Consider the following 18,656-nt stretch of genomic DNA (forward strand, 5'->3'; position numbering starts at 1 on the left):
CGACCTCAGAACGTCACGCCGGCACAGAGAATAACGTTCGCATACGGGGAACACTCCCCGCTGCGAATCACCGCCTGACTGTCTGCGGTTTCTTTTTTAAACTGCTCATGACTGGTGTAACGAATTTCAATGGTGTTTCCCTGGTGCTGCTGCAGCTGCTCAAGGTGAGTGAGCAACGTCGCATGGAGCTGCGGATTAAGGGTTTTAATCTCTTCCGCCAGGATAGCCGCTTCAACCTGCATTTCGCTCGTCACCACCTCCAGAACCTGCATAAAGGAGGGAACCCCGTGGGTTAACGCCATATCAATACGCGCGCTGCTGCGGGGAACCGGTAAACCAGCGTCGCAAACAACCAGCGTATCGGTATGCCCCAGACGGGAGATGACCGACGAGATATCAGCATTGAGGACGGTACCTTTTTTCATTTTCTCTTTTGCTCCATTAGCGAAACGTTTCGCTGGTATAAGTATTAGCAATAAGAGAACAGAAAACCATCACCAGATGTGAGAATTGTGATCGTCATCGAAACGTTTCGCAACGCAGCAGCGAGAAAGTCTGAAGCGAGCAGATAAAACAAAAAAGCCCTTCATTAAGAAGGGCCCTAGTGAATCAAATCTCAACCTGGGTGCCGAGTTCAATAACCCGGTTAGGCGGGATTTCGAACTGATCCGGCGCCCGCAGGGCGTTGCGCTGCAGCAGCAGATACAGCTTGCCGCGCAGGCGCAGATACCACGGCCGCTTGCCGATGATCAACGACTCATGCGACATAAAGAAGGAGGTCTCCATCATCCGGCAGCTCAGGCCTTCCAGCCCGCAGCGGTGGAAAACCTCTTCGACGTTCGGCGTTTCGCGCCAGCCGTAGCTGGCAACGACGCGCCAGAACGACGGCGATATCTGTTCAATCTGTACGCGACGAACGTTATGTACGTACGGCGCGTCTTCGGTACGCAGCGTGAGCAAAATCACCCGCTCGTGCAGCACCTTGTTATGCTTCAGGTTGTGCAACAGCGCGAAAGGAATCACGTTCAGCGCCCGGGACATATAAACAGCGGTACCCGGCACGCGAACCGGCGGCGATTTTTCAAGAGAAGAGATCATCGCCTCCAGAGAATTACCGTGCTCATGCATCCGACGCAGAAGGCGGAAACGCTCGCTCTTCCAGGTGGTCATGATGGTAAACATCACCAGACCGAGGGTCAGAGGCAGCCAGCCGCCGGAGACGATTTTATCGAGGTTCGCGGAGAAGAGCGGGATATCAATGCACATAAAGGCAACCAGCAGCAGCGCCACAACAAACTTATTCCAGTGCCAGTTTTGCCGCGCCACCGTCGTGAACAGAATGGTGGTCAGCACCATCGTTCCCGTCACCGCAATACCGTATGCCGCCGCCAGATTCGAGGAGTGCTCAAAGTTAACAATCACGATGACCACCGAGATATAGAGCAGCCAGTTGATAAACGGGATGTAAATCTGCCCGGACTCCATTTCCGAGGTGTGAATAATACGCATCGGCGACAGGTACCCCAGACGCACGGCCTGGCGAGTCAGAGAGAAGACGCCGGAGATAACCGCCTGGGAAGCGATAACCGTCGCCAGGGCGGCAATGATCAGCATTGGGATCAGCGCCCACTCCGGCGCCAGCAGAAAGAACGGGTTTTTAATCGCTTCCGGATGTTTAAGCAGCAGCGCCCCCTGACCAAAGTAGTTCAGTACCAGCGAAGGCAGCACGACCGAAAACCAGGCCAGGCGAATCGGCAATTTGCCGAAATGCCCCATGTCGGCATACAGCGCTTCCACGCCGGTAATCGACAGCACCACCGCCCCCAGCGCCACAAACGAGACGGTTTTATATTCGAGGAAGAAATGAACCGCCCAGTAAGGGTTCAACGCCTGCAGCACTTCAGGGTTAGCGAAAATACTGCGCGCGCCCAGTACCGCCAGCAGCAGGAACCAGATCAGCATAATCGGCGCGAACAGCTTACCCACCATGCTGGTACCGTGCTTTTGAATGGCAAATAGCAGCGTCAGGACAATGATGGATATGGGCACAACCCAGGTATCCAGGTCCGGAGCGATAATTTCCAGACCTTCTATCGCCGACATCACCGAGATGGCAGGGGTAATGACCACCTCGCCATAAAAGAAGCTGCCGCCGATAAGCCCAAGGATCACCAGGATGGACGTGGCGCGCGCGGAGGTGTTTCGTCCCGCCAGCGACATTAACGTCAGGATCCCGCCTTCACCGGCGTTATCTGCCCGCATCACGAAGGTGATGTATTTGAGTGAAACGGTAAGAATTAATAGCCAAAAAATGAGCGACAGGAAGCCAAAAACAGCATCACGCTCAACGCCAAAGCCAAACTGACCTGACAGACATTCACGAAGTGTATACAGTGGACTGGTGCCGATATCGCCGTATACCACGCCGATTGCCGCCAGCGTTATTGCCGGCAGCGATTGCTTATTATCAGTGCTCATAGACTAGTCTTTTCGTTTATAAAACAAATGTGTGCCTAGTCCCTTGGCCCACAAAAAGCGCACAGTATGCACGATTATTTGCTGAATCGTACCCCTAACTGACATCATCTTAACCTGACTCAAAGAAAATAAATCGATTCTTCAGGCTATTACCACCCCTAATCAAACATCTATACTCGACCTAACAACGACATTCTAAAAAGCACGCAACTCTATTATGGCTCAATCACATTTACTGGCAGAAAGAATTTCCCGGCTCAGCGCCGCGCTGGAAAAAGGACTCTTCGAACGCAGCCACGCAATACGCCTTTGCCTGCTTGCCGCCCTCAGCGGCGAGAGCGTTTTTCTGCTGGGCCCGCCGGGGATCGCCAAAAGCCTGATTGCCCGTCGCCTCAAGTTCGCCTTCCAGCAGGCTCGCGCATTTGAATACCTGATGACCCGTTTCTCCACGCCGGAAGAGGTCTTTGGCCCACTCTCCATTCAGGCGCTGAAAGATGAAGGGCGCTACGAACGTTTGACCGCCGGCTATCTTCCGGAAGCTGAAATTGTTTTTCTCGATGAGATCTGGAAAGCGGGCCCGGCGATTCTCAATACGCTGCTGACGGCGATAAACGAACGCCATTTCCGCAACGGGGCGATCGAAGAGAAGATCCCCATGCGCCTGCTGGTGGCGGCGTCGAACGAGCTCCCGGAGGCAGACAACAGTCTGGAAGCCTTATACGATCGTATGCTTATTCGCCTATGGCTGGATAAGGTACAGGATAAAACGAACTTCCGCTCAATGCTGATAAGCCAGCAGGACGAGAACAGTAATCCTGTCCCGGCGAGTTTGCAGGTCAGCGACGAGGAATTTCTGCAATGGCAGCAGGATATCGGCAGCGTGAAGCTACCGGACAGCGTATTTGAACTGATTTTCCAGCTGCGCCAGCAGCTGGATACGTTGCCAAACGCGCCCTACGTCTCAGATCGTCGCTGGAAAAAAGCCATTCGTCTGCTGCAGGCCAGCGCCTTTTTCAGCGGCCGCGACACCATTGCGCCAATAGACCTGATCCTGCTGAAGGATTGCCTGTGGCACAATATTGAGACGATGAATCTGATGTCCGTGCAGATTGAGACCTTAATGACCAGCCACGCCTGGCAGCAGCAGGCGATGCTCACCCGCCTCGGGTCGATTATCCAACGGCGCATTCAGCTTCAACAGCAGCAAAGCGATAAGACCGCGCTAAAAGTCACCCGTCTCGGCGGGATGTTCAGCCGTAAACCTCATTATGAACTGCCTGCTGAAGTGCAGGACCCCACGCTAACGCTGCTTCTCCAGCAGCCGCTAAAACTGCACGACCTGGAAGTGATTCATATTACGTTTGTTCGTGAAGAGCTTGCTCACTGGCTGGAGAAAGGGGGTGAGATCCGCGGCAAGCTCAACGGCATTGGTTTTGCCCAGCAGCTGAATATGGATGTCGATACCAGCCAGCATCTGGTCGTGCGCGATGTGAGCCTGCAGGGATCGCGACTCTCCCTGCCCGGTAGCGAATCACGGGAAAATATGCCGGCAGAAATCAGGCAACAGCTGGAGGCGCTGGACGACGAATGGCATCAGCAACATAACCGCTTCAGCGAACAGCAAAAATGTCTGTTTATTCCCGGCGAGTGGCTGGGGCGCATTGAAGCCAGCCTGCAGGACGTGGGAACGCAGATTAAACAGGCCCGCCAGTCATGACGCTGGACATGCTGAATGTCATGCTGGCAGTCGGCGAAGAGGGCATGATCGATGAGATGCTGCTGGCCCTGCTGGCAGCGCCTCAACTCGCGGTATTCTTTGAAAAATTTCCGCGGCTCAAAAATATTATCGCCGCCGACATTCCTCGCTGGCGGGAAGCGGTCAGATCGCGACTAAAAGAGACCAACGTCCCGCCCGAGCTGGATGCGGAAGTTCAGTGCTATCAGCAATCACAGCGGCTTTCCACCTCGCAGTTTATCGTCCAGCTGCCGCAAATTCTGAGCCAGCTGCATAAGCTGCACTCCCCTTTTGCCAGCCAGGCGCAGCAGCTGGTGGACAACAACAGCACCTTTACGCCGGCGCTGCACACGTTATTCCTTCAGCGCTGGCGTCTGAGCCTGGTGGTGCAGGCAACCTCTCTTAATCAGCAGCTGCTGGATGAAGAGCGCGATCAGCTGCTGAGCGAAGTTCAGGAGCGCATGACCCTCAGCGGCCAGCTCGAGCCCGTGCTGGTGGAGAATGATAATGCGGCGGGACACCTGTGGGACATGAGCGCCGGAGAGCTGAAGCGAGGCGATTACCAGCTGATCGTTCGCTACGGGGACTTTTTAAGCCAACAACCTGAACTCATGCAGCTCGCCGAACAGCTGGGGCGCTCGCGTGAAGCGAAAGCGGTGCCGAAAAAAGATGCGCCGATGGAGACCTTCCGCAGCCTGGTGCGCGAACCGGCTACCGTACCGGAGCAGGTCGACGGTCTTCAGCAGAGCGACGATATTCTACGTCTGCTGCCGCCTGAGCTGGCCACCCTCGGCATCACCGAGCTGGAGTTTGAGTTCTACCGCAAGCTGGTTGAAAAGCAGCTGCTGACCTATCGACTACATGGTGATGCGTGGAAGGAAAAGATCACCGAACGGCCGGTAACGCGCCAGGACGTTGATGAACAGCCGCGCGGGCCGTTTATCGTCTGCGTCGATACTTCCGGCTCAATGGGCGGTTTCAATGAACAGTGCGCCAAGGCGTTTTGTCTGGCGCTGATGCGGGTCGCTCTGGCGGATAACCGCCGCTGCTTCATTATGCTGTTTTCCAGCGAAGTGGTGCACTACGAACTCACCGGCCCGCAGGGGCTGGAACAGGCGATTCGTTTCTTGAGCCAGCGCTTTCGCGGCGGCACCGATCTGGCCAGCTGCTTCCGGGCGGTGATTGAGCGTATGCAGAATCCGCAGTGGGTCGATGCTGATGCGGTGGTGATTTCTGATTTTATCGCCCAGCGCTTGCCGGATGAGGTGATCAATAAGGTGGGAGAGCTACAGCATAAACATCAACATCGTTTTCATGCGGTGGCGATGTCGGTACACGGCAAGCCCGGCATTATGCGCGTATTCGATCATATCTGGCGCTTTGATACCGGGTTGCGTAGCCGCCTGCTGAGACGCTGGCGGCGTTAATCACTGATTAAAGAAGCGCAGCAACGCTCTGACGAACCTGGGTTGGCCACACGCCGCACTGCACCTGGCCGATATGCTCAAGCTGCAGCAGCAGCATCGTCAGGCGAGACTGGCCAATGCCGCCGCCAATCGTCTGCGGCATATCTCCGCGCAGCAGCGCCTGGTGCCATTCCAGCTGCAGGCGATCTTCGTCGCCGGTCATCGCGAGCTGACGCTTCAGCGCTTCGGCATCCACGCGGATCCCCATTGAAGAGAGCTCGAATGCATCTTCAAGCACCGGGTTCCACACCAGAATATCACCGTTCAGACCGGCATAGCCTTCAGCAGCAGGCGTGCTCCAGTCATCGTAATCCGGCGCGCGAACGTCGTGACGCTGGCCATCGGAAAGCTTGCCGCCGATACCGATCAGGAATACCGCGCCCAGCTCTTTCGCGATCGCCCGCTCGCGGCCCTTGGCATCAAGATCCGGATAGCGGCTTAAAAGCTCTTGGCTATGAACAAACTGGATCGTCTCCGGCAAGAAAGGCGTGAGGCCAAACGCTTTACTGACGGCGTCTTCGGTCGCTTTGATCCCGGCATAGATCGCTTCAACGGTTGCTTTCAGCGTGCCGCAGTGGCGCTCTCCATCACCCATTACGCGCTCCCAGTCCCACTGGTCAACGTAAACGGAATGGATGGGAGTTAATCGGTCTTCATCGGGGCGAAGGGCCTTCATGTGCGTGTACAGCCCTTCGCCCGCGCTGAAGTCGTGTTGTCCCAGGGTTTGACGCTTCCACTTCGCCAGTGAATGAACCACTTCGAACTGGGCGTCTGGCAGTGTTTTCACTTTAACCTGAACCGCTTTTTCGCAACCAGAGAGGTTATCCTGGGTCCCATCGCCCACACGGCTTAAGATCGGCGCCTGGACTTCGATCAGGCCGAGCTTCTCTTCAAGCTGGCGGGAAAAGTGTGACTTAACGAAACTAATCTGGCGTTGTTTTGCGATGTATGCGGTTTTCATTTTTTATAACTCCTGCGTCCTGTTGCCATTGATTAAGCAACAAAACAGCGCTGCAATTCAATAATCCAACAACAAAAAGCCTGCATCGATTTTGATTCATTAAAATTTGAGGCTAAAATAGAAATATTCGTCAAACTTCATAAGAAAAACCTATGGAAAATTATCAGATCGACAATCTGGACCGCGGCATTCTAGAGGCCTTAATGGCCAACGCGCGCACCGCCTATGCTGAACTGGCAAAACAGTTTGGCGTCAGCCCGGGGACCATTCACGTGCGGGTAGAGAAAATGAAGCAGGCCGGAATTATTACCGGCGCACGCATCGACGTCAGCCCCAAGCAGCTGGGTTACGATGTAGGATGTTTTATCGGCATCATTCTGAAGAGCGCGAAAGACTACCCCTCCGCGCTGGCCAGGCTAAACAGCCTGGATGAGGTTACTGAAGCCTATTACACCACCGGACACTACAGTATCTTTATAAAAGTGATGTGCCGATCGATTGATGCGCTCCAGCATGTACTTATCAACAAGATCCAAACAATTGATGAAATTCAGTCCACTGAAACGCTGATCGTCCTGCAAAACCCGATTATGCGTACCATCCGCCCGTGATCGGGCTTTTTAATCCCACATTTTTCCACAGGTAGATCCCAGCTCGCTCACAGCGTACAATACGCCACTCTGAATAGTGGAGCGGGCGATCATGGCAGAGATAACTCTTATCAGCGGCAGTACGCTGGGTAGCGCAGAATATGTATCAGAACATCTGGCGGAAAAGCTGGAAGAGGCTGGACACAGCACGACTATTCAGCACGGCCCGCTGATCGACGATCTGCAGGCGGAAGGGATCTGGCTGGTTATCTCTTCGACGCATGGCGCCGGGGACATTCCCGATAATCTTCTGCCTTTCTATGAAGCGCTTCAGGAGAAGCAGGTCGACCTCTCTGCGGTCCGTTTTGGCGCAGTCGGCATCGGTAGCCGTGAATACGATACCTTCTGCGGAGCAATTGATAAGCTCGAGACGGCGCTCAACGCCTGCGGGGCAAAACAGATCGGTGAAACGCTAAAAATTAACGTTCTCGAACATGAAATTCCGGAAGATCCGGCCGAGATTTGGCTGGGATCCTGGAAAAACTTGCTCTGAGAATTGTAAAGATCATACTTTCTTCTGTGGATAACTATGCTTAAAAGCTTGGATCAACCGGTAGTTATCCAAAGTATAACCCTTGACTGATTTTTGTGCTGTGTATAACCCTTCATTTTGATCCCAGCTTATACGGACCAGGATCACCGATCATTCACAGAAAGCGATCCTTCTTAAGCGTTTGATCTTAAATCGCGGATCTGACTTATCCACAAGACAAGCCGATCCTAATAAGAGATCACAATAAAACAGATCTCTAAATAAAAGATCTTCTTTTTAATACTCAGGATCCCGGCGCTTTCTCGAAAGGCTAAAGTTGAGTAGAATCCACGGCCCGGGCTTCACTCTATTTTCAAACCGCTTTATGCGAGGCATACCACCATGTTTTATCAGGATCCTTTTGACGTCATCATCATTGGCGGGGGTCATGCAGGCACTGAGGCCGCGATGGCCGCAGCGCGAATGGGTCAACAGACTCTGCTTTTGACACACAATATCGACACTCTGGGGCAGATGAGCTGCAACCCGGCGATTGGCGGCATTGGGAAAGGACACCTGGTAAAAGAAGTGGATGCGCTTGGCGGCCTGATGGCGAAGGCAATTGACCACGCCGGCATCCAGTTTAGGATACTAAACGCCAGCAAAGGCCCGGCCGTACGGGCAACTCGCGCTCAGGCAGACCGTGTGCTGTACCGGCAGGCCGTACGTACCGCGCTGGAAAACCAGCCTAATTTAATGATCTTCCAGCAGGCGGTGGAAGATCTGATTGTCGAAAACGATCGTGTTGTTGGCGCCGTCACCCAGATGGGGCTTAAATTCCGCGCCAAAGCGGTGGTACTGACCGTCGGAACCTTTCTCGACGGTAAGATCCATATCGGTCTGGATAACTACAGCGGCGGTCGTGCAGGCGATCCTCCGTCGATCCCGCTGTCCCGCCGCTTGCGTGAACTGCCGCTGCGCGTCAGCCGCCTGAAAACCGGTACCCCGCCGCGTATCGATGCGAGGACGATTGATTTCAGCGTTCTGGCACAGCAGCACGGCGATAATCCGATGCCGGTCTTCTCGTTTATGGGAGATGCTTCGCAGCATCCGCGTCAGGTGCCGTGCTACGTCACGCATACCAACGAGAAAACGCATGACGTGATCCGTAATAACCTCGATCGCAGCCCGATGTATGCCGGCGTGATTGAAGGGATCGGTCCCCGCTACTGTCCTTCGATCGAAGACAAGGTCATGCGCTTTGCCGATCGTAACCAGCATCAAATTTTCCTCGAGCCGGAAGGCCTGACGTCCAACGAAATTTATCCAAATGGCATCTCCACCAGCCTGCCGTTCGATGTCCAGATGCAAATCGTCCGCTCAATGCAGGGGATGGAAAATGCAAAAATCGTTCGTCCTGGCTACGCTATTGAGTACGATTTCTTTGACCCGCGCGACCTGAAACCGACGCTGGAAAGTAAATTTATTCATGGCCTGTTCTTTGCCGGCCAGATTAACGGCACCACCGGTTATGAAGAAGCCGCCGCTCAGGGCCTGCTGGCAGGCCTGAACGCCGCTCGTTTCTCCGCCGAGAAAGAGGGGTGGGCGCCTGGCCGCTCTCAGGCTTACCTTGGCGTCCTGGTAGACGATCTGTGTACTCTCGGTACCAAAGAACCGTACCGCATGTTTACCTCTCGTGCGGAATACCGCCTGATGCTGCGTGAAGACAACGCCGATCTGCGCCTGACCGAACAAGGTCGTGAACTGGGTCTGGTGGATGACGAACGCTGGGCGCGTTTCAACGAGAAGCTTGAGAGCATTGAACGTGAACGTCAGCGTCTGAAAACCAGCTGGGTTAATCCGCTGGCGGAAAGCGCTGCGGAAGTGAATGCTCGACTGACGGCGCCTTTGTCCCGTGAAGCTAACGGTGAAGATTTGCTCCGTCGTCCGGAAATGACCTACGAACAGCTGGTGCAGATGACGCCGTTCTCGCCGGGTCTTGAGGACAAGCAAGCGGCTGAACAGGTCGAAATTCAGGTAAAATACGAAGGCTACATCGCGCGCCAGCAGGATGAAATCGAGAAACAACAGCGCAACGAGAACACGTTGCTGCCTGCTACGCTTGATTATCGCCAGGTGAATGGGCTGTCGAACGAGGTCATTGCCAAGTTGAACGACCATAAGCCGTCTTCGATAGGGCAGGCATCGCGTATTTCCGGCATTACGCCTGCGGCAATCTCGATTTTGCTGGTGTGGTTAAAAAAGCAGGGAATGCTGCGCCGTAGCGCCTGATATTCCACTGAACGATACATGGGCGAATAGCGCATCAGATATCCGTCAGGTCAATTTCTCAGCCCGGTAAGCGTATCGCCTCCGGGCTCATTGTTTTTAAACAGGTAACGATCGTGCTCAACAAACTTTCTCGTCTGCTTGATGAAGCAGGTATTTCACTTACCGATCACCAGAAAAACCAGCTTGTCGCCTACGTTGGCATGCTGGATAAGTGGAATAAGGCCTATAACCTGACCTCGGTTCGCGATCCTGACGAGATGCTGGTACGCCACATCCTCGACAGCATTGTTGTTGCGCCATACCTTAAAGGAACGCGTTTTATCGATGTCGGTACGGGGCCTGGGCTGCCGGGGATCCCGCTGGCTATCGTGCGTCCTGAATCCCACTTCACCCTGCTGGACAGTCTGGGCAAGCGAGTACGTTTCCTTCGGCAAGTCCAGCATGAGCTCAAACTGGATAACGTCACCCCGGTACAAAGCCGTGTGGAAGAGTTCCCGGCAGAGCCGCCGTTTGACGGCGTGATTAGCCGCGCATTTGCGTCGCTGAATGACATGGTGAGCTGGTGCCATCATTTACCTGCAGAGAACGGTCACTTTTATGCGCTCAAGGGCTTAGCGCAGGAAGATGAAATGGCAAATCTGCCGGAAGGGGTCGTCATTAAGGAAGTTGTCGAACTGCATGTGCCTCAGCTGGAAGGGGAGCGTCACCTTGTGGTGATTCAGCCAAAAATGATTTAATTTTTATCAAAAAATGTGAAAAAAACACGGTCCATGGATGTTACAAAAATAAAAGTCACGGCAGGGTATTATCGGACTGTCTTTAACCCTGGGGTTACCAGGGGTTTTCTTTCCGTTAACTTTGCCCTGTTGCTTTACCAACAGAATAGTCAACATTGAAAATATCAGTACGCTAAAAATCTCGCTGCTTGCACTTCATACTCATGTTAAATTTTTATTATGAATGTCAATAAAAGGTTTTTATTGTATATGGGATTGTTTTAGAAAGAATACCTGGTTTTTATGTTGAATATCAAACGGATAAAAAATTGAGTTTTATGTACAGAATTAATTCGATTTCGCGAAAAATGTTTATTATGTGATCTGATGCACGCTTTAATTGCCGATTTTTCGCGGTATTTGCAGTTTTGCATGACGGCTCACAGATCGGTGAAATGCATGAAAAGTTGTCTGTCGGAAAATAATTAAACATTTATTCACTATTTTGCTACTTATTGTTTGAAATCACGAGGCGTCACCGTATAATTTGTCCGCTTTTTGATGCTTGACTCTTCGTCTTAAAGGACGTTTTATACGACACGCGACATACCTCGAAGGGAGCAGGAGTAAAAACGTGATGTCAGTGTCGCTCTTGAGTCGAAACGTTGCTCGTAAGCTTCTGTTTATTCAGTTACTGGCAGTAATAGCAAGTGGACTGCTGTTCAGCCTCAAAGACCCTTTCTGGGGCATCTCCGCGGTGAGTGGAGGTTTGGCGGTTCTTTTGCCAAACATGATATTTATGATTTTTGCCTGGCGTCATCAGGCGCATACACCAGCTAAAGGCCGAGTGGCCTGGTCCTTCGCCATTGGTGAAGCCTTCAAGGTGTTGCTGACCTTCGCCTTTCTGGCGGTGGCGCTGGCGGTTTTGAAAGTGGTATTTTTGCCGCTGATAGTGACGTGGGTTTTGGTGCTGGTGGTACAAGTTCTGGCGCCAGCTGTAATTAACAACAAAGGGTAAAAGGCATCATGGCTTCAGAAAATATGACGCCGCAGGATTACATAGGCCACCATCTGAACAACCTTCAGCTGGACCTGCGTACATTCTCGCTGGTGGATCCGCACAACCCCCCGGCCACCTTCTGGACGCTCAACATTGACTCCATGTTTTTCTCAGTGGTGCTCGGTCTGTTATTCCTGTTTATGTTCCGCAGCGTGGCTAAAAAGGCGACAACCGGCGTACCTGGTAAATTCCAGACCTTCATTGAGATGATCATCGGCTTCGTCCATGGCAGCGTCAAAGATATGTATCACGGCAAGAGCAAGGTCATTGCTCCGCTGGCCCTCACCGTGTTCGTCTGGGTATTCCTGATGAACCTGATGGATCTGCTGCCTATCGACTTTATCCCTTGGATCGGCGAACACGTTCTCGGTCTGCCTGCTCTGCGCGTGGTGCCGTCAGCTGACGTTAACATCACCCTGTCGATGGCGCTTGGCGTATTTATCCTGATTCTTTTCTACAGCATCAAAATGAAAGGCGTGGGCGGGTTCGTTAAAGAACTGACCCTGCAGCCGTTCAATCACTGGGCGTTCATTCCTGTCAACTTAATCCTTGAAGGGGTAAGCCTGCTGTCAAAACCTGTATCACTGGGTCTGCGACTGTTCGGCAACATGTATGCCGGTGAGCTGATTTTCATTCTGATTGCTGGCCTGTTGCCGTGGTGGTCACAGTGGATTCTGAATGTGCCATGGGCCATTTTCCACATCCTGATTATTACGCTGCAAGCCTTCATCTTCATGGTTCTGACGATCGTCTATCTGTCGATGGCATCTGAAGAGCATTGATTTTTACCAACATACTACGTTTTAACTGAAACAAACTGGAGACTGTCATGGAAAACCTGAATATGGATCTGCTGTACATGGCTGCCGCTGTGATGATGGGTCTGGCGGCAATCGGTGCTGCGATCGGTATCGGCATCCTCGGGGGTAAATTCCTGGAAGGCGCAGCGCGTCAACCGGATCTGATTCCTCTGCTGCGTACTCAGTTCTTTATCGTTATGGGTCTGGTGGATGCTATCCCGATGATCGCTGTAGGTCTGGGTCTGTACGTGATGTTCGCCGTCGCGTAGTAAGTTGTTCGAAAGAAACCTAAGCCACAGAGTTATTTTTTAAGAGGTATTGTGCTGTGAACATGAACGCAACAATCCTCGGCCAGGCCATCGCGTTTGTTATCTTCGTATGGTTCTGCATGAAGTATGTATGGCCGCCTTTAATGGCTGCCATCGAAAAGCGCCAGAAAGAAATTTCTGACGGTTTAGCTTCTGCAGAACGCGCTAAGAAAGATTTGGACCTTGCACAGGCCAACGCGACCGACCAGCTGAAAAAAGCGAAAGCGGAAGCCCAGGTAATCATCGAGCAGGCGAACAAGCGTCGCTCTCAGATCCTGGATGAAGCAAAAGCGGAAGCAGAACAGGAACGCACCAAAATCGTCGCACAGGCGCAGGCTGAAATCGATGCCGAACGTAAACGTGCCCGTGAGGAGCTGCGTAAGCAGGTTGCTATCCTGGCTGTTGCTGGCGCCGAGAAGATCATCGAACGTTCCGTGGATGAAGCTGCTAACAGCGACATCGTGGATAAACTTGTCGCTGAACTGTAAGGAGGGAGGGGCTGATGTCTGAATTTGTAACGGTAGCTCGCCCCTACGCCAAAGCAGCTTTTGACTTTGCCGTCGAACACAACAGCGTTGAACGCTGGCAGGATATGCTGGCGTTTGTTGCTGAAGTGACTAAAAACGAAGAAATGGCAGAGCTACTCTCTGGCGCACTGGCGCCGGAAACGCTCTCTGATGTGTTTATCGCGGTTTGTGGTGAGCAACTGGACGAAAATGGTCAAAACCTGATCCGGGTGATGGCTGAAAATGGTCGTCTGAAAGCGCTCCCTGATGTTCTCGAGCAGTTCATTCATCTGCGCGCTGCCAGTGAGGCAACCGCAGAGGTAGAAGTTATTTCTGCCGCTCAAATGAGTGACGAACAGCTTGCGAAAATTACCGCCGCGATGGAAAAACGTCTGTCACGCAAAGTTAAGCTGAATTGCAAAATCGATAAGTCTGTAATGGCAGGCGTAATCATCCGTTCGGGTGATATGGTCATTGATGGTAGCGTACGCGGCCGTCTTGAACGCCTTGCAGACGTCTTGCAGTCTTAAGGGGACTGGAGCATGCAACTGAATTCCACCGAAATCAGCGAACTGATCAAGCAGCGCATTGCTCAGTTCAATGTTGTGAGCGAGGCTCATAACGAAGGTACTATCGTTTCTGTAAGTGACGGTGTTATCCGCATTCACGGCCTGGCCGATTGTATGCAGGGTGAGATGATCGCTCTGCCGGGTAACCGTTACGCTATCGCACTGAACCTGGAGCGCGACTCCGTAGGTGCAGTTGTGATGGGTCCGTACGCTGACCTCGCCGAAGGTATGAAGGTTAAATGTACTGGCCGTATCCTTGAAGTTCCGGTTGGCCGCGGCCTGCTGGGACGTGTGGTTAACACCCTGGGTGCACCGATTGATGGTAAAGGTCCGCTGGAGCACGACGGCTTCTCCGCCGTTGAAGCTATCGCGCCGGGCGTAATCGAACGTCAGTCCGTCGATCAGCCGGTGCAGACCGGTTATAAATCCGTTGATGCCATGATCCCAATCGGTCGTGGACAACGTGAACTGATCATCGGCGACCGTCAGACCGGTAAAACCGCGCTGGCTATCGACGCCATCATCAACCAACGTGATTCCGGCATCAAGTGCGTCTACGTAGCTATCGGCCAGAAAGCGTCCACGATTTCTAACGTGGTACGTAAACTGGAAGAACACGGCGCGCTGGCTAACACCATCGTTGTGGTTGCAACCGCATCTGAATCTGCCGCACTGCAATACCTGGCGCCGTATGCCGGTTGTGCAATGGGTGAATACTTCCGCGACCGCGGTGAAGATGCGCTGATCATTTATGATGACCTGTCTAAACAGGCCGTTGCTTATCGTCAGATCTCCCTGCTGCTCCGCCGTCCGCCTGGACGTGAAGCATTCCCGGGCGACGTATTCTACCTCCACTCTCGTCTGCTGGAGCGTGCTGCACGTGTTAACGTCGAATACGTTGAAGCTTTCACCAAAGGTGAAGTGAAGGGTAAAACCGGTTCTCTGACTGCGCTGCCGATTATCGAAACCCAGGCGGGTGACGTTTCTGCGTTCGTTCCGACCAACGTAATTTCCATTACCGATGGTCAGATCTTCCTGGAAACCAACCTGTTTAACTCCGGTATTCGTCCTGCGGTTAACCCGGGTATCTCCGTATCCCGTGTTGGTGGTGCAGCTCAGACCAAGATCATGAAGAAACTGTCCGGTGGTATTCGTACCGCTCTGGCACAGTATCGCGAACTGGCGGCGTTCTCCCAGTTTGCCTCTGACCTTGATGATGCAACCCGTAAGCAGCTGGACCACGGTCAGAAAGTGACCGAACTGCTGAAACAGAAACAGTATGCGCCGATGTCCGTTGCGCAGCAGTCTCTGGTTCTGTTCGCGGCAGAACGTGGTTATCTGGCGGATGTCGAGCTGTCGAAAATCGGTAGCTTTGAAGCCGCTCTGCTGGCTTACGTCGACCGTGATCACGCTCCGTTGATGCAAGAGATCAACCAGTCCGGTGGCTATAACGACGAAATCGAAGGCAAGCTGAAAGGCATCCTCGATTCCTTCAAAGCAACCCAATCCTGGTAAAGTCTGGCGGCTTGCTCTAGGGCAGGCCGCAAGGCATTGAGGAGAAGCTCATGGCCGGCGCAAAAGAGATACGTAGTAAGATCGCAAGCGTCCAGAACACGCAAAAGATCACTAAAGCGATGGAAATGGTCGCCGCTTCCAAAATGCGTAAATCGCAGGAGCGTATGGCGGCCAGCCGTCCTTATGCAGATACGATGCGCAAAGTGATCGGTCACCTTGCGAACGGTAATCTGGAATATAAGCACCCTTACCTGGAAGAACGCGACGTTAAACGCGTGGGCTACCTGGTGGTGTCTACCGACCGTGGTCTGTGCGGTGGCTTGAACATTAACCTGTTCAAAAAGCTGCTGGCGGAAATGAAAGCATGGTCCGATAAAGGCGTTCAGTGCGAACTCGCAATGATCGGCTCCAAGGGCGTGTCGTTCTTTAATTCCGTTAGCGGTAATGTTGTCGCCCAGGTGACGGGTATGGGGGATAACCCATCCCTGTCCGAACTGATTGGTCCGGTAAAAGTGATGTTGCAGGCCTACGATGAAGGCCGTCTGGACAAGCTGTATATTGTCAGCAACAAATTTATTAACACCATGTCTCAGGTTCCAACCATCACTCAGCTGCTGCCGTTACCGGCTTCAGAAGATGGTGAGTTGAAGCGTAAATCCTGGGATTACCTGTATGAACCCGATCCGAAAGCGCTGCTGGATACCCTGCTGCGCCGTTATGTGGAATCTCAGGTTTATCAGGGCGTGGTAGAAAACCTGGCCAGCGAGCAGGCCGCACGTATGGTGGCGATGAAAGCCGCGACCGACAATGGCGGCAGCCTGATTAAAGAGCTGCAGTTGGTATACAACAAAGCTCGTCAGGCCAGCATTACTCAGGAACTCACCGAGATCGTCGGTGGAGCATCCGCGGTATAACCAGGTTAATTCGTAGAGGATTCAAGATGGCTACTGGAAAAATTGTCCAGGTAATCGGCGCCGTGGTCGACGTCGAATTCCCTCAGGATGCCGTACCGCGCGTGTACGAGGCTCTTGAGGTACAAAATGGTAGTGAGAATCTGGTGCTGGAAGTTCAGCAGCAGCTCGGCGGCGGTATTGTTCGTACCATCGCCATGGGTTCTTCCGACGGTCTGCGTCGCGGTCTGGAAGTAAAAGACCTCGAGCATCCGATCGAAGTCCCGGTAGGTAAAGCAACGCTGGGTCGTATCATGAACGTACTGGGCCAACCGGTAGACATGAAAGGCGACATCGGTGAAGAAGAGCGTTGGGCTATCCACCGCGCAGCACCTTCCTACGAAGAGTTGTCAAACTCTCAGGAACTGCTGGAAACCGGCATCAAAGTTATCGACCTGATGTGTCCGTTTGCGAAGGGCGGTAAAGTTGGTCTGTTCGGTGGTGCGGGTGTAGGTAAAACCGTAAACATGATGGAGCTGATCCGTAACATCGCGATCGAGCACTCCGGTTACTCCGTGTTTGCGGGCGTAGGTGAACGTACTCGTGAGGGTAACGACTTCTACCACGAAATGACCGACTCCAACGTTATCGATAAAGTATCCCTGGTGTATGGCCAGATGAACGAGCCGCCGGGAAACCGTCTGCGCGTTGCGCTGACCGGCCTGACCATGGCTGAGAAGTTCCGTGACGAAGGTCGTGACGTTCTGCTGTTCGTCGATAACATCTATCGTTACACCCTGGCCGGTACTGAAGTATCCGCACTGCTGGGCCGTATGCCTTCAGCGGTAGGTTACCAGCCGACTCTGGCGGAAGAGATGGGCGTTCTGCAGGAACGTATCACCTCCACCAAAACCGGCTCTATCACTTCCGTACAGGCGGTATACGTACCCGCGGATGACTTGACTGACCCGTCTCCAGCAACCACCTTTGCGCACCTTGACGCAACCGTGGTACTGAGCCGTCAGATCGCTTCTCTGGGTATCTATCCGGCAGTTGACCCGCTGGACTCCACCAGCCGTCAGCTGGATCCGCTGGTTGTTGGTCAGGAGCACTACGACACCGCTCGTGGCGTTCAGTCCATCCTGCAGCGTTATCAGGAACTGAAAGACATCATCGCCATCCTGGGTATGGATGAACTGTCTGAAGAAGATAAGCTGGTGGTAGCTCGCGCGCGTAAGATTCAGCGCTTCCTGTCCCAGCCGTTCTTCGTGGCAGAAGTATTTACCGGTTCTCCGGGCAAATACGTCTCCCTGAAAGACACCATCCGTGGCTTTAAAGGCATCATGGAAGGCGAATACGATCACCTGCCGGAGCAGGCGTTCTACATGGTCGGTTCTATCGACGAAGCCGTGGAAAAAGCCAAAAAACTTTAACGCCTTAATCGGAGGGTGATATGGCAATGACTTACCACCTGGACGTCGTCAGCGCAGAGAAACAAATGTTCTCTGGTCTGGTCGAGAAAATCCAGGTAACGGGTAGCGAAGGTGAACTGGGTATTTACCCGGGGCACGCGCCGCTGCTCACCGCCATTAAGCCTGGTATGATTCGCATCGTTAAGCAGCACGGTCACGAAGAATTTATCTACCTGTCAGGCGGCATTCTTGAAGTGCAGCCGGGTAGCACGACCGTTCTGGCTGATACGGCAATTCGTGGCCAGGATCTCGACGAAGCGCGAGCCCTGGAAGCGAAACGTAAGGCTGAAGAGCACATTAAGAGCTCTCATGGTGACGTGGACTACGCTCAGGCGTCTGCGGAACTGGCCAAAGCGATCGCTAAACTGCGCGTTATCGAGTTGACCAAAAAAGCGATGTAACACCGGCTTGAACGCTAAAAGCCAGTCTGGTTTCCAGGCTGGCTTTTTTTATGGCTTCGTTTCAGAAAAAGCAAAACTAAAAAGCGGGTTTAAAAATTTTGTGATGCATGTCTCATTTTTGTTGATCGTTTAAAAGATGAAGCGTAGACTTGTTTTTGTGATGTGAGTCACAAAAAAATTCATCAAAAACGTAATCGCTATCCAGGAAGAGATCATGAAACTGCTTAATAAAATCGTCGCTTTCTTCAGTGCTATGAACGTAACCTTCGGTACGTTCAACCACTAAGAAGTCAACTTTCCAGACTGTTTTTGCGCTGTACCGCTAACTAAAACGACAACACATGCGGTGTGAAACAGACAGAAAG

At 52.8% G+C, this 18,656-nt stretch carries 18 protein-coding genes; 15 read left to right on the top strand and 3 right to left on the bottom strand.

Annotated elements, in window-relative coordinates; translation table 11 throughout:
- Window positions 1-5: 5 nt before the first annotated feature.
- Together rbsD and kup are read right to left on the bottom strand one after the other, a co-directional pair.
- Complete coding sequence (gene rbsD, locus JLG71_RS27495; protein WP_004855789.1) at window positions 6-425, bottom strand: D-ribose pyranase; 420 nt, start codon at window positions 423-425, stop codon at window positions 6-8.
- 184 nt (window positions 426-609) lie between these two features.
- Window positions 610-2,478, bottom strand: a complete 1,869-nt coding sequence (kup, locus tag JLG71_RS27500) for a low affinity potassium transporter Kup (RefSeq protein WP_004107313.1) — start codon at window positions 2,476-2,478, stop codon at window positions 610-612.
- Window positions 2,479-2,695: 217 nt separating this feature from the next.
- Here kup and ravA point away from each other — a divergent pair, with 217 nt between their 5' ends.
- Window positions 2,696-4,195 (top strand): ATPase RavA, encoded by a 1,500-nt coding sequence (gene ravA / locus JLG71_RS27505; protein ID WP_134898875.1) that lies wholly within the window; start codon window positions 2,696-2,698, stop codon window positions 4,193-4,195.
- Entirely contained in the window at window positions 4,192-5,640 is a 1,449-nt protein-coding gene (gene viaA / locus JLG71_RS27510; RefSeq protein ID WP_014839869.1) for an ATPase RavA stimulator ViaA, read from the top strand. Before ravA ends, viaA begins: the two co-directional genes overlap by 4 nt.
- A 7-nt stretch (window positions 5,641-5,647) precedes the next feature.
- Here the strand turns inward: viaA and asnA are convergent, their stop codons facing one another.
- Entirely contained in the window at window positions 5,648-6,640 is a 993-nt protein-coding gene (gene asnA, locus JLG71_RS27515; protein WP_200913923.1) for an aspartate--ammonia ligase, read from the bottom strand.
- A 152-nt stretch (window positions 6,641-6,792) separates the two neighbouring features.
- Here asnA and asnC point away from each other — a divergent pair, with 152 nt between their 5' ends.
- From asnC to JLG71_RS27580, 13 genes are all read left to right on the top strand, one after another.
- Entirely contained in the window at window positions 6,793-7,251 is a 459-nt protein-coding gene (asnC, locus tag JLG71_RS27520) for a transcriptional regulator AsnC (protein ID WP_004107306.1), read from the top strand.
- Window positions 7,252-7,342: 91 nt separating this feature from the next.
- Window positions 7,343-7,783 (top strand): FMN-binding protein MioC, encoded by a 441-nt coding sequence (gene mioC / locus JLG71_RS27525; RefSeq protein ID WP_009653317.1) that lies wholly within the window; start codon window positions 7,343-7,345, stop codon window positions 7,781-7,783.
- A 381-nt stretch (window positions 7,784-8,164) separates the two neighbouring features.
- Complete coding sequence (gene mnmG / locus JLG71_RS27530; protein WP_004855773.1) at window positions 8,165-10,054, top strand: tRNA uridine-5-carboxymethylaminomethyl(34) synthesis enzyme MnmG; 1,890 nt, start codon at window positions 8,165-8,167, stop codon at window positions 10,052-10,054.
- A 113-nt stretch (window positions 10,055-10,167) separates the two neighbouring features.
- Window positions 10,168-10,791, top strand: a complete 624-nt coding sequence (gene rsmG / locus JLG71_RS27535; RefSeq protein ID WP_004855770.1) for a 16S rRNA (guanine(527)-N(7))-methyltransferase RsmG — start codon at window positions 10,168-10,170, stop codon at window positions 10,789-10,791.
- 616 nt (window positions 10,792-11,407) lie between these two features.
- Window positions 11,408-11,788 carry a F0F1 ATP synthase subunit I gene (gene atpI, locus JLG71_RS27540; protein ID WP_004127040.1) on the top strand — a complete coding sequence of 127 codons (381 nt, stop codon included), beginning with the start codon at window positions 11,408-11,410 and terminating at the stop codon, window positions 11,786-11,788.
- A gap of 8 nt (window positions 11,789-11,796) precedes the next feature.
- Window positions 11,797-12,612: a F0F1 ATP synthase subunit A gene (gene atpB / locus JLG71_RS27545; RefSeq protein WP_004127037.1), complete on the top strand. Its 816-nt coding sequence runs from the start codon at window positions 11,797-11,799 to the stop codon at window positions 12,610-12,612.
- 47 nt (window positions 12,613-12,659) lie between these two features.
- Window positions 12,660-12,899, top strand: a complete 240-nt coding sequence (gene atpE, locus JLG71_RS27550; RefSeq protein WP_000429386.1) for a F0F1 ATP synthase subunit C — start codon at window positions 12,660-12,662, stop codon at window positions 12,897-12,899.
- Between the two features lie 56 nt (window positions 12,900-12,955).
- Window positions 12,956-13,426: a F0F1 ATP synthase subunit B gene (gene atpF / locus JLG71_RS27555; protein WP_004107293.1), complete on the top strand. Its 471-nt coding sequence runs from the start codon at window positions 12,956-12,958 to the stop codon at window positions 13,424-13,426.
- Between the two features lie 14 nt (window positions 13,427-13,440).
- The gene (atpH, locus tag JLG71_RS27560) at window positions 13,441-13,974 is read left to right on the top strand and encodes a F0F1 ATP synthase subunit delta (protein ID WP_004855764.1); all 534 of its coding nucleotides are present in this window, start codon (window positions 13,441-13,443) and stop codon (window positions 13,972-13,974) included.
- Between the two features lie 12 nt (window positions 13,975-13,986).
- A complete protein-coding gene (gene atpA, locus JLG71_RS27565; protein WP_004127029.1) occupies window positions 13,987-15,528 on the top strand; it encodes a F0F1 ATP synthase subunit alpha in 1,542 nt (513 codons plus the stop codon).
- 50 nt (window positions 15,529-15,578) lie between these two features.
- Complete coding sequence (atpG, locus tag JLG71_RS27570; RefSeq protein WP_004107278.1) at window positions 15,579-16,442, top strand: F0F1 ATP synthase subunit gamma; 864 nt, start codon at window positions 15,579-15,581, stop codon at window positions 16,440-16,442.
- A 26-nt stretch (window positions 16,443-16,468) separates the two neighbouring features.
- A complete protein-coding gene (gene atpD / locus JLG71_RS27575; protein WP_004107276.1) occupies window positions 16,469-17,851 on the top strand; it encodes a F0F1 ATP synthase subunit beta in 1,383 nt (460 codons plus the stop codon).
- A 20-nt stretch (window positions 17,852-17,871) separates the two neighbouring features.
- Entirely contained in the window at window positions 17,872-18,291 is a 420-nt protein-coding gene (locus JLG71_RS27580) for a F0F1 ATP synthase subunit epsilon (RefSeq protein WP_004107274.1), read from the top strand.
- The last annotated feature ends 365 nt before the right edge of the window (window positions 18,292-18,656 follow it).

It is taken from the genome of Klebsiella michiganensis (genome assembly GCF_015139575.1).
GTDB classification, from domain to species: Bacteria; Pseudomonadota; Gammaproteobacteria; order Enterobacterales; family Enterobacteriaceae; genus Klebsiella; species Klebsiella michiganensis.